Origin of the sequence: Occallatibacter gabretensis, assembly GCF_001449115.1 — a bacterium.
GTDB lineage: Bacteria > Acidobacteriota > Terriglobia > Terriglobales > Acidobacteriaceae > Telmatobacter > Telmatobacter gabretensis.
On record NZ_LAIJ01000001.1, the window covers coordinates 11,771 to 24,880 of the forward strand.

The window sequence follows — 13,110 nt, forward strand, 5'->3', positions numbered from 1 at the left end:
GCTTAGTTTGAAAAGCATACCTCAGGGGCTAAAGCCCCATCATTTTTGCTCCCTGGGGAGCCGAGGATAAATCCCCGGCCTACCTGCCGAGCTTGTTACAGAACAATTGAAATTTTTATGTCTTACTTTGTATCCGCTACTGTGCGGCGGATGAAGTCAGCCACTCTGTCATGCAGCTGCTTCAGACTCGGGTCGTTCACATAGACCATATGTCCTGACTCATACCAGGAGTATTCAATGTTCTTTGCCAGGCTTTGCGGAATCGGTAGATGTTTATCCTCGTACTGCGCAATAAAGAACGGCGTAGCCAGGTCGTAGTAGCCACCATTCACCATCACCTTGAGCCGCGGGTTTGTCTTCATCGCCTCAGCCAGATCGTTCGCCACATTCACGGCCACAGGATTCCCATTGTGTTTGAAATCCCACTGCGCGCCGCCAAACAGCGCCGATGGCAAATATGTTTGATCTTCCCCATACTTCAAATCGCGCCGCACGTAATCGTTGAAGAGTGACACATATGCCGAAGAGATCGCCGAGCTTTGCGGATCGTACTCTGCGCCTTCACTTAGCGGATTCAGGTTTGGCCCGGAGTAGCGTGTATCCAGCCGCCCTGTCGTGAGGTTCTCATCGTCCTGCAGCGTCTTCTCAAACTGTCCGCCACTCACGCGCAGATTCGCCTTGATCCAATATGCCGCCGGTATCCCTGTATAACTGTGCAGCTTCTCTGCCACAGCCTGCTTCTCGTCCTGCGTTATATCTGTTCCCAGAGCCAGCGCGTGCTGATAAGGCCCCATCGCAAACTCTTCCACTTCCTTCAGAAATGGTTCCAGCGCCGCAGGCTGAGAAGGAACCTTCTTGTGATACCAGGCCGTCGCCGCGTACGTCGGCAGTCCCAGGGTGTAGGGTAAATCCACTCCCGGGTTTCCAGATGGACCATCAATATCCGTTGTGAAGTTGAAGATCTGCGAGAGGAGAATCACGCCGTTAATGTCGAGTGAGTGGCTATTCTCCAGAATGTCTACAAGCACCGACGACCGCGTAGTTCCATAGCTTTCGCCGAAGATGAACTTCGGAGAGTTCCACCGGTTGTACTTTGTGATGAACCGTTGAATGAATCGCGCAAACGCATTTCCATCCTGGTCGATGCCCCAGAACGCTTTCTCCGGATCCTTGCCCAGCAAGCGCCCAAAGCCCGTTCCCGGCATATCGATAAACACCAGATCGCTTGTATCGAGCAGCGTGTATGGGTTATCCGCCAGCTTGTACGGGGCTGCAGGCAGATGCTGGTCTCCAGGTGTCGGCACGTGCTTGGGCCCGAGCGAACCCATGTGCAGCCAGACGGTCGAGCTGCCCGGGCCGCCGTTGTAGAAGAAGGTAATCGGGCGGTCTTCGGCCTTGGCGTCCTTCTTGAAGTAGGCCACGTAAAACATGCGTGCTGTTGGCGGTGCGTCTTTTGGTTTCTCCGGCGCATTCAGCGCGAGCGGGCTGCCTGGCTCAGGCTTGCCGTCCAGTCCAAGCTGCGCGTCTTCGATATCCGTGGCACCCACGGTGATCGTGCCGGCTACGGAGCTATAGTTGATCTGCTGGCCGCCTACGCTGATGGTGCCGGTCGTCGTGACCTCAGTTGGCGCAGGCTTGTCGGCAGGTTTGTCAGACTTCGATTTATCATCCTGCGCGCATAGCATCGCAGGCACAGAGAACAGGGAAGTGGCGATTGCAGCCACTTGAAAAGCGCGACTTACACGCATCAAAAATGCCTCCACGAACAAAATGCTGAAATACTAATTGGCGTTACGGCTCTTCTTCGGCAGGAGTTCCCTTACTTCTTTACCGGTTTATCGAATGGCTGCTTGTCTGTAATCTTTGGCCGGTCCTCTGCCTGCAATTGCTTTGAGACTTCCTGCACCTGCTTGAACACTCGGATCAGATTGCCGCCCAGAATCTTGCGGCAGTCTTCTGCCGAGTAGCCCCGCTTCATCAGCTCCGCAGTAATCTTCGGCAGATCGGCCACCGAATCCATTCCCTCCGGCAGCTGTCCATCTACGCCGTCAAAGTCTGAGCCGATGCCCGTATGATCGACGCCCGCTACCTTGGCTATGTGATCGATCTGATCGATCAGTGCCGACAGCGGCGGCCGGGGAATCCGGTCAGCGTATTCGCGTTGAATCTTCGAGATCTGCTCGTAGTTCACTTCTTTGCCTTCAGATTTTGCCTTGTCTTTGAAGTCCTGGATTGCCTTATCGACTTCGGGTTTCTGCGCTATCTGCGCATCGCGATAGGCCTGCGAAACAAAGGCAGAGAAGAAGTTCACTTGCACCACGCCGCCATTGATGGCTACCTGGCGGAGCATATCGTCTGTCATATTGCGCGGCGCATCGCTGAGCGCCCGAGCGCCGGAGTGCGAAGCAATCACTGGAGCCCGCGTAATCACCAATGTGCGATAGAAGGTCTTGTCCGCTACGTGCGAGATGTCCACCATCATTCCCAGGCGGTTCATCTCATACACCACATCCTTGCCAAGCTCTGTAAGCCCGGAATCGGTATGCGGAATTTTCGGATCGTCATAATCGCCTGAGCTGTCTGCCCAACTTGTTGAATTCGACCAGGTCAGCGTCATGTAGCGGACGCCGAGCGCGTAATACTGCCGCAGGAGAGCCAGCGAATCCTCAATGGAGTGTCCGCCCTCAATGCCCATCAGGATTGCGGTCTTGTGCTCCCGGTGCGCTTTCTCAATGTCCTCGGGAGAAGTCGCAAACATCAGTTGATCCGGATGCTTGTCCACCTGCTGCTTCACAGCGTCAATCAGCACCAGGGTTCGCCGCGCAAACTGACCCTTATATAGCGAGGGCTCTACCCAGATCGAAAAGAACTCCGCGCCCAGGTTACCCTTTTTCGCGGATTCCAGATTCCAGTTGCCGCCCTTGAGGGCATCGCCAAGGTCGTAGTTTTCATCCACAAACCGCTGCGGCGTGTCGGCATGCGAGTCGATCACGATTGCGGAGCGGTGTACTTCTTCCGGCGTCAGTTTCGTTGTCATCTTTTTTGTGGTGGTGGGTGTAGGGGATTGGGAGGCAGGCTTCGCAGTGTCCTGGGCCATCATCATACCCGGCAAAGCTGCAAACAATGTAAGAGTCAATACCTGGTTGCGCATAGGCTTGGCGTAAGTATAGCCCGCCGTCGCACAGACTTGGCCCGGATAGAGGTAATACGCGGCTATTCTCGTCTTTTCCGCGCGGACTTCTTATGCGCCGCCGTTGCGTGTCCTTTTTTCAGGCTGGCCTGTCGCACCGTGCCGCCGCTTGCCCCACGCCCGTGCCGTCTGGGTGGCCGCAGCACTGCACTTATTCGACGCTCTGCGCCTGTTGGGCTTGTCGCGTAGCGTGGGTCGAACATTGCAATCACTGCTGTTGCCCGCTCACGGTAGAGCCGCGCCCACTGGCTCTCTACCAGGCTCTTCTGCACATCGTGCCAATACTCGGCGCCTGGTCTAACCGCAACGGGGTTGCCAAGCTCATCCAGGCTCTGCCGGTTGATCAGCCCAAGAAACGTGCTGAACTCTTCCAGATTCACGCCCATCTGATACACCAGCTGCGTTAATCCCATCTGCTGCGCGGCAGTCAATCCATCAAAATACCGGCAATACGCCCTGGCATTGATTGCCGCCTGGATAATCCCGATGCGGAGCAGCGCATTCGCATCCCCAGGCGTAATCTGCGGTTCCATTGCTGTCATCTGGGAGCGAAACCCGTACTTTGACAACGTGTCCAGGCGCCCATGAAACTCCCCGAGAACTACTTGCAGCCGCTCCGGTGGAAGTCCCGCTGCCTGCCAGAGGTCTGCCGAGGACGGTTCCAGAAACGCATTCGCATTCAATGGGTCATGCTGCAGGTGCTCGCGGGCAGGAAGATCCAGGCTGAACCCCGCGCCGATCAGCGGCTGCGCTGTCTTCGGATCGGGATACGCAGTGAGCACCCAGCCCTCATGCCGCTTGTCGCGCAGAATGTCCATCAACTGCTCAACGCCAAACTTCACGTCCGACTCGTGAAAGGACAGTAGCCGCTCCACATCAGCTGAAGCCGTAGCTTCCCGCGCGGTCGTTTTCGCAATCTGTGCAGGTATTGTCGGAGCCTGAGTTGTAGCTGGAAGCGCGGGTGCAGGGATCGCCGGATTCTGTGGGGACGTGGGCGGAGTGTTCGGATACGACGGCAAGGACTGCCCACGGGCGGGGATGGCTGTCGCTGCCATCAGAACGGCCGCTGCAATCTGTACTCGTCCTCGCGTAAAAGCTGCCTTCACGCATCTCCCCTTGCAATAACGATGCCGCAAAATCAGCCCTTAGACAACCTGTAATTCAGCGAACACTCATAAAGGTAATCAGAAAGACCACAGGAAGCTGACTCGATCTTAAACCAATTTCGTCCCCTGATTTCCTCATCCCGCTCCGCCTCCTCCAATCTCGAAGAGAACTAAAATCGATATATCGCCATGTCTGAGTTCACTCATCTCCATCTGCACACTGAATACTCCCTCCTCGATGGCGCTTGTGATATCACCAAGCTCATTGACCGCGTCGCTGCCCTTGGTCAGAAGTCCGTTGCTATGACGGACCATGGCAACATCTACGGCGCGGTCCACTTTTTTGGCGCTGCAAAGGCCAAAGGCATCAAGCCTATCCTGGGCTGTGAGCTCTACGTGTGCAAAAACGAGGATCATCGGGCCCCCGCACAGGGCGATGATTACAACCACCTCCTCGTCCTGGCCGAAAACGAAGAAGGTTATCGCAATCTCATCCGTATTACGTCGGAAGCGTCGCTCCACGGGTTTTATCGCAAGCCCCGCATCTCCAAGCGCTATCTCGCGGAAAACTCCAAAGGTCTCATCGCCACCTCAGGCTGCCTCTCCGGCGAGCTTTGCGAAATCCTCTCCGGTGAAGCACCGGGAGGATACGAAAAAGCAAAAGCAGTTGCACAGCAATATCAGGACATCTTTGGCCGTGGCAACTTTTATCTGGAAATCCAGGACCAGGGCCTTGAAGCCGAACTCAAAATTCAGAAGGATCTCTTCCGGCTTGAGCAGGAACTTGATATTCCCATGCTCGCCACCAACGACTCGCACTATCTCTGCGGTGACGACTCCCACGCGCACGATGTGATGCTCTGTGTGCAGACTGGCGCAAAGGTACATGACGCGAACCGCTTCAAGTTTGACTCTGATCAGTTCTTTGTCAAAAGCGCAGATGAAATGGGGCGGCTTTTTCCGGACCACCCCGGCCTTCTCACCCGCACGATGGAGATCGCCGAGCGCTGCAACCTGAAGCTCAACGCCGTCGAGAATCCCTTCCCGCAATTTGACGTCCCCGCCGGAGAGACCATTGACAGCTTCTTCGAGCAGGTCTGCCGCCAGGGCCTGCAGAAACGCATCGATACATCGATCCGCCAATTACAGGAACGCGGCCAGCTCCGCAAATCCATTGCCGAATACGAAGCTCGTCTGAACTACGAGATTGGCATCATCAAGCAGATGAAGTACGCCGGCTACTTCCTCATCGTCTGGGACTTCATCAAGTATGCCCGTGATAACGGCATCCCCGTCGGGCCCGGCCGCGGTTCCGCCACCGGTTCCCTTGTTGCCTACTGCATGGAGATCACCAATATTGATCCCATGCAGAACGTTCTCCTCTTCGAGCGGTTCCTCAATCCCGAGCGCGTCACGATGCCTGACGTTGACGTGGACTTCTGTATGAACCGCCGCGGCGAGGTCATCGATTACGTCACACGCAAATACGGCCGCGAGCAAGTAGCGCAAATCATCACCTTCAACACCATGGCCGCCAAGGCTGCTATCAAAGACTGCGGACGCGCACTTGACATGCCTTATGGCGATGTCGATCGCATTGCCAAGCTCATCCCTGCCACCGTGGGCATGACCATCGACAGGGCGCTCGAAGATGTTCCCGACTTAGCCAAGATTTATAACAGCGAGCCACAGGTTCGCGAGCTGATCGACACGGCGAAGAAGCTGGAAGGGCTGGTGCGGGGCGCAGGCGTGCACGCCTCAGCGGTGGTCATTGCGCCGCGGCCGCTCACGGAGCTGGTGCCGCTGAACAGGACTAAGAATGACGAAATTGTAACCGCGTACGACATGAAGGCCGTCGAGAAGATGGGCCTGCTCAAGATGGATTTCCTGGGTCTGGCCACGCTGACAGTCATCAACGACGCGGTCAAGCTGATTGAGCAGACACGCGGCCAAAAGGTCGACATTGAGATGATCCCCGTGGATGACTCGGAGACATTTCGGCGAGTCTTCCATACCGCTCTCACCTCAGGTGTCTTCCAGTTTGAATCCTCCGGCATGCGAGACATTTTGCGGAGATATAAGCCGGACACGGTTGAGGAACTGACGCAGTTGAATGCGCTCTATCGTCCCGGGCCGATGGATATGATCGACGACTTCATCGAGCGCAAATGGGGGCGCAAGAAAGTCGAGTACCTGCTACCTCCCTTAGAGGAAATCCTGAATGACTCCCTCGGCGTCATCGTCTATCAGGAGCAGGTGATGCGCATTGCGAACGTGCTCGCAAGCTACTCTCTTGGCGAAGCCGACCTGCTGCGCCGCGCTATGGGAAAGAAGAATGCGCAGGCAATGGCGGAGCAGCGCGAGCGATTCTTGAGCGGCGCAGCAACGCTGGGTTATGCAAAGGGGCCGGTGGAGGAAATCTTCGAGCTGATGGCGAAGTTTTCCGGCTACGGATTCAACAAGTCGCATTCGGCGGCCTATGCGTGGGTCGCATACCAGACGGCGTACCTCAAGACGCATTACCCGGTCGAGTTCATGGCAGCGCTGCTTACCTCGGAAACCTCAAAGCCCGAAAATGTCGTCAAGTATATCGGCGAATGCAGGGAACTGGGTATCCACGTTCAGCCGCCGGATGTGCAGCTCTCGGGCGCGCAGTTCACCCCATACGGCGACGCCATCCGCTTCGGCCTTGCTGCGGTCAAAAATGTCGGTGGCAATGCTATCGACTCGATCCTGCAGGCACGCGAAGCCGTCGGGGGCCAATTCAAAACTCTCTGGGAGTTCTGCGAGAAGGTCGATCTGCGCGTTATGAACAAACGCGTCATTGAATCTCTCATTAAGTCCGGCGCGCTTGACTCCCTCGGCAAGCGCGGCCAGCTCTTCGCCGCCGTCGATAAAGCCATGGAGCGCGCGCAGAAGGCTCAGAAGGACGCCGCGCAAGGGCAGGCCGGCCTTTTCGGCCTCTTTGATGACGCACCGGCTGCGCACATTGCCGATGATCTACCAAAAGCTCCCGACTGGGAAGAATCCGAGCGCCTTGCCAATGAAAAAGAGGTCCTCGGCTTTTTCGTTTCCGGCCATCCGCTCGACAAATACGCCGAAAAACTTCGCAACCTCTCCGGCGTCATCCCGATCTCGGAAGCCCTTGAACGCAAACCCGCTGAGCGCCGCTGGGGCAGGGAATCGGACCCCGCTGACGAGCTTCAGATCGCCGGCATGATTCACGGCCTCAAAGTGCAGAAGAGCAAGCGCGATCAAAAGCTCTATGCCCAGGCCGGGCTCGAAGATGCGACGGGCAAGATCGAACTCATCGCATTCAGCCGCGACTATGAGCGACTTGCTGAGCAACTCAAAACTGAAGCTCCCGTTCTCATCCGCGGTACGCTCATGGGCGAAGAAGACTCCGCGCCCAAGCTGTCCATTATCTCCATCCAGGCGCTCGATTCCGTGCAGGTCAAGCTTCCCTCCGGCATTCGCATCCGTATCAGCCTGGACCGCGCTACGGAAGAGATGCTTTCCACGATCCGTTCAGCAGCCGACGCCGCGCCTGGCCCCGGTAAAGTCATGCTTCATCTCGAGAAGAAAGGCGAGTACGCGATCATCCTCGAGCCTGAGCAGATGTCTGTCGCCGCCGACAAGGGATGGATCGAGCGCGTCGAGGAACTCACCGGCAAAGGAACTGTCCAGATCGTTGGCTAGTTATTGCCGGCCCCAAATTTCTAGCCAGCCTCTCGAAGACGTGAGATAATTTGCGCGCTGATGGCTTAACTCTGGGGCTTGCCATCAGTACGTTTCGCTACAAACTGTTCCGCCACAAAATTTTGCCGATTTCCTCATAAGGAAAGGTCGAAGGCATTTCTATGCTCCGTTCGCGTCTTGTCTCTCTGGGTGCAATCGCTACAGTTCTGTTTGCTTCCATGCTGCTTAAGGCTCAGCAGTCCGTGGTTTCTCCGCGTATAGTCGCGCCCATCGATGAGTCAAAACTCATTGCGCTTCCGGGCGGCGTGCCATTGCTCGCCCGTTCAGAGTTTGATCTCGGACGTGCGTCCGCCAGCACGCAGATGACCTCCGTGCGCCTGGTTCTCTCTCTCTCGCTTCAGCAAGAGGCAGCACTCAAGAAATTTATGGCAGAGCAGCTCGATCCGGCCTCGCCGAACTACCGCAAATGGCTTACACCGGATCAATTCGGCAAGCTCTATGGGGCTTCGGACACGGATATTCAGGTCCTCGTTACCTGGCTTGAGTCGCAGGGCTTCACGGTGCAGCCCGTTCCCCAGGGTCGCGTGAGCATTTCCTTTTCTGGTTCCGTCAGTGAGATCGAGGCTGCGTTCCACACGGAGATTCACTCCTTTCGTGCGAACGAACAGGAGTTTCTGTCCAACATTTCCGCTCCCAGAATTCCTTCCGCGCTCGCGCCGGTTGTCTCTGGTATTGCGGGGCTCAATACGATTAAGCCCCGCGCGCACAACGCTTCAGCCACCTCTGGCACATATGATCCAAAGCAAAAGCGTTTCATTCCAGCGGATAGTGACGCCTCAGGGCCCAGGCCTTTCTTAACCATTGGAAGCGCTACTTCCGGGTATAGCTTCTATGTTGTTCCCGCGGATGCGGCCACCATTTACAACACGCCCAACAGCTTCAATACCAGCTTTAGTAGCGGAAGCAGCTATACAGGGTCGGGCGTTACCATCGGCATCGGCGGAGATGCGCCCATTCAAGCGGGCACTGTCGCCAGCTACCGCTCTCAATTCCTCGGCAACTCTACCCAGATCACCATTACGACCGTAGGCACTGCTCCTACCAGCACAAACGACACGGATGAAGCCTACATCGATACGGAGCTTTCCGGTGGCCTGGCTCCCGGAGCCACTATCAACTTCTACACTGCCATTAACCTCAGCGATGCCATTAACCAGGCGATTGAGGACAACAAGGTAGATATCTTCAGCCTCAGCTTCGGCAATTGCGAGGCCAATTTAACCACCGCCGACAATCAACTCATCAACAGCTGGTGGCAGCAGGCTGCCTCTCAGGGGATTGCCGTTACGGTCTCCACCGGCGACTCCGGGGCAGCAGGTTGCGACAACGACAACACTGAGGAGGTCGCGCAGTTCGGCCTCCAGGTCAATGGTTTTGCCTCCACGCCCTTCAACATTGCTGTTGGCGGCACGGATTTTTCAGCCCTTTTGAGCAATTTTGGTTCGTATGTAAGTACCAGCAATGGAACTTATTACGAAAGTGCTGTAAGTTACATTCCGGAATCCACCTGGAACGATTCAGCGGTCACGGATGGCCTGCTTGCGCAAAATACGCCCTACGAAAACTCCAAATTACAAACCGACATTGGCGGCGGCAGTGGCGGCGCAAGCTCCTGTTCCACAAACGCGAATAATGCGACAAACACGACTATCGCCACCTGCACCAGCGGCTACGCCAAGCCGTCATGGCAAACCGGAGCCGGAGTGCCTTCGGATGGCGTTCGTGATCTGCCTGACATATCCCTTTTCGCCAGCAATGGCTTTGATGGAGCAGCCTGGCTTGTGTGCACAGACGGCACTTTTACTCAAAACGGCGTCACCTACACGACGAATTGCGAAACACAGAGTGGCGGGGGTTTTTCTTTCACAGGCTACGGCGGAACTTCCACCTCGGCGCCCGCCTTCGCCGGCATTCTGGCTCTTGTTCAGCAGAAGACAGGCAGTCGCCTCGGTCAGGCTGCCAAGAACCTGTACGGCCTCTATAACGGGCCCAATGCCTCTGCGGTCTTTCACGACACCACCACCGGCAATATTTCAGTGCCATGCAACTCTGGCACGCCCAACTGCAGCAAGAACACCGCGGGCTACTACTTCCTTACTGGATACAACACCACTACTGGATACGATCTCGCTACAGGTCTTGGCAGCGTGAATGTGACTAACCTTGTTAACTACTGGGGCGCGGCCACCGGCACCAACAAGGCCACGGTCTCGGTGACGCCGGGGTCATCTTCCATCACAACAAGTCAGTCTCTGACTGTTACAGGCTCGGTCACTGGTACCGCGGGCACGTCTACGGGCACCGTCACACTCACCTCCGGGACCTACACTTCAACAGCAGCCACGCTCAACGGTAGTGGTAACTACAGCATCACCGTTCCCGCCGGCTCGCTGATTGCCGGTACGGATACGCTCACGGTTAGCTATAGTGGTGACTCCAACTACGCCACTGCCACGGGCACGGGCAGCGTTACGGTCGCCAAAGCCACTCCTGCGCTGACGGTATCGCCGGCCAGCACAGTCGTCACCGGTGCTATTACCAACCTGAGCGTCACTATCACGGTGAACGGAGGTTCGGTCACACCTACGGGCACAGTCACCCTCTCCGCAACCGGCGGATATTCCGGCAGTCCATGCACTCTCGCCGCTGGAGCCTGCACCTTTTCTGTTCCCGTCTCCTCGCTGCCGCAGGGCACGGTTACTCTTACCAGTTCGTACAGTGGCGACAGCCTTTTCAACTCCACCTCAAATACCGCAACCATCACGGTAAACATCTATCAGCCCAAAATTAGTTTTACCCTGCCTTCAAACGTCACCACCACTTCTACATTGCAAATCCCCGTCACAGTCACCGGGGTTTCCGGCGAGCCAGTTCCGACCGGCGGGGTGATCTTGTCTGGTTATTTCGGCGACTACGGAGATGGCGTCAATCTCGCCAACGGAACTGCTACCTACTCTTTTGCTCCCGGCAACTTTGACGGTGGCACACTCACGCTCAGCTTCGCTTACTCTGGCGATACTTATTACAGATCAACTACTGTTACCGGAACCATGACAGTGAGCAAATCCGCTGCTACGCTCACCATCGTTCCAAGTTCCACGGCTATCCAGACTAACCAGGCTCTTACTGTCACAGGCAGCATTTCCGGAGGAGCCGGAATCCCGAGTATTCCCGGCACCGTCATCATTTCCGGAGGGGGCTATACATCTTCGGCAATGACCCTCCTTGTCACGAACGGCACGTACTTCGTCACGATCCCTGCAAACAGTCTCAAAGCCGGCGCAGATACATTAACTGCCACATTTAGTGGCGATGACTTCTACAACTCTGCCACTAGCTCCGCAGCTGTTACTGTTACTACTCCACCTACACCCACGATCACCGTTACCCCCGCATCCTCCACCGTTGACAGCGGACAGTCCCTGGCGGTCGTCATCAATGTCGCTGGAATTTCCGGTTTAGCTGCACCTACCGGCACGGTTATCCTCACCGCAGGCAGCTACACCTCCAGCGCAACGTCGCTTTCCTCGGGAGCGGCCAACTTCACCATCCCTGCAAACAGTCTTTCCGCCGGTACCGACAGCATTTCTGCTGCATACAGCGGAGATGCTGTTTACTTATCCGCCAGCGGTTCAGCTTCAGTCACAGTCACGGCCTCGGCCTTCTCGCTCAGCAGCACTACGCCGAGTTCTGTTTCGCCTGGCACGGTGACCCAAGCCACTATCACTGTCAGCAGCAGCACCAATTACAGCGGGAGCATTTCTCTTTCCTGTTCTCTCACCACCTCGCCCACGGGTGCGGCCAATGGGCCCTCCTGCTCGGTCACGGGGTCCCCGGTAACACTGAGTTCTTCCACGACCAGCGGCACTGCCACAGTCAATTTCTCCACGACGGCAGCCTCCGCGGTTCCCGGCCAGGTCGCAAGACTTGGCTCCGGCAGGCCGGACCCAGGGAAGTCAGGCTGGACTAAAGCAGGAGCGGCCACATTGCTCGCCTTTCTTGTGTTTCTGGGCATTCCTGCACGTCGCCGGGCGTGGCGTGCTGTCGTTGGAGTGCTCGTCCTTATTGCAGCTCTCGGAACCCTTTCCGCTTGCGGCGGCGGAAGCAGTAGCGGAGGAGGGGGTGGTGGCGGCAGCACTGGAACCACGGCTGGCGCGTATACATTCACAGTCACAGCCACTGGAACTCCGGCCGTGTCCCCAGCGCCCACGGCGACCATTACCCTCACGGTCAACTAATCTCCAAACGCAAATCGGCCCGTCCATTGTGGACGGGCCGATTTATTTTTGCAGTACTTCAAGAACATGAGAGAGCAGGGAATCGGAACCAGTCTTCTGGTTCCAGTGCCCGGATCTCTTTTCCGGTTTCTACTTCACGCTTCGCAGTTTATTCAGCAGATCCTGCGGATGCACAGGCTTGGCAAGAATCTCAAAGTCGTATCCTTGCGCTCGCGCCTTTTCCAGCAGATCGGCCGTCGCCGCCTGGCCGGAAAAGAGCAGAATCTTAATGCTGGGCAGAAGCTCGCGAATCTTGATTGCGGCGTCAATACCGTTCAGGTCCGCCATAATTACATCCGAAATCAGCATCTCCGGCTTAAATTCCGGCGCGAGTTCCAAGGCCTTTTCGCCGGTATATACCGCGCGCGCCTCAAAGCCGCTCTGGTTCAGAATCATGGCCAGCGTATCGGCGATAACTCGTTCGTCATCGGCGACAAGAACTTTGGGTTTGGGGGATGGTTCGGGCATAGTCTCCTGTATTTCGGGTCGATTTGCTGTCCACTTCAGAATCAATCAAACGCAAGCGGAATCATGGCGGATGTCCTGCTTTGACAAACCCGTGCAGCGAATGAGACGTTTAACCCAATGATACGCTGATTCCAGGGAACGCAAAGCAAAAGGTTCGGCAACGCAAATTCACAATCTGGCAAACGCAATCCATCCGGGGTTTCTCCCTCGTGATGTCTAAATTCACTCGTCTGCAACTCTGTCATTCTACACTCGCAACATCGTTTGCAGTTGAATTTTCATCTTGAATGCTGACACCCCCACCGGGCCT

General features: G+C 56.3%; 6 protein-coding genes. 2 read left to right on the top strand and 4 right to left on the bottom strand.

What is annotated here, in order from left to right; translation table 11 throughout:
• Positions 1–122 precede the first annotated feature (122 nt).
• The 3 genes from VO84_RS00045 to VO84_RS00055 form a co-directional block, all read right to left on the bottom strand.
• Positions 123–1,748, bottom strand: coding sequence for a S10 family peptidase (locus VO84_RS00045; RefSeq protein WP_082661559.1), 1,626 nt, complete (start codon positions 1,746–1,748; stop codon positions 123–125).
• A 71-nt stretch (positions 1,749–1,819) separates the two neighbouring features.
• Positions 1,820–3,037, bottom strand: coding sequence for a dipeptidase (locus VO84_RS00050; RefSeq protein ID WP_058185550.1), 1,218 nt, complete (start codon positions 3,035–3,037; stop codon positions 1,820–1,822).
• Positions 3,038–3,213: 176 nt separating this feature from the next.
• On the bottom strand, positions 3,214–4,296 hold the full coding sequence (locus VO84_RS00055) for a lysozyme family protein (protein WP_058185200.1): 1,083 nt from the start codon (positions 4,294–4,296) through the stop codon (positions 3,214–3,216).
• Between the two features lie 189 nt (positions 4,297–4,485).
• Between VO84_RS00055 and dnaE the strand changes: the two genes are divergently transcribed.
• Together dnaE and VO84_RS00065 are read left to right on the top strand one after the other, a co-directional pair.
• Positions 4,486–7,995 carry a DNA polymerase III subunit alpha gene (gene dnaE, locus VO84_RS00060; RefSeq protein WP_058185202.1) on the top strand — a complete coding sequence of 1,170 codons (3,510 nt, stop codon included), beginning with the start codon at positions 4,486–4,488 and terminating at the stop codon, positions 7,993–7,995.
• A gap of 161 nt (positions 7,996–8,156) precedes the next feature.
• Positions 8,157–12,293, top strand: coding sequence for an Ig-like domain repeat protein (locus VO84_RS00065; protein ID WP_058185204.1), 4,137 nt, complete (start codon positions 8,157–8,159; stop codon positions 12,291–12,293).
• 129 nt (positions 12,294–12,422) lie between these two features.
• Here VO84_RS00065 and VO84_RS00070 read toward each other — a convergent pair whose 3' ends face one another.
• Positions 12,423–12,800, bottom strand: coding sequence for a response regulator (locus VO84_RS00070; protein ID WP_058185206.1), 378 nt, complete (start codon positions 12,798–12,800; stop codon positions 12,423–12,425).
• Positions 12,801–13,110: the final 310 nt, after the last annotated feature.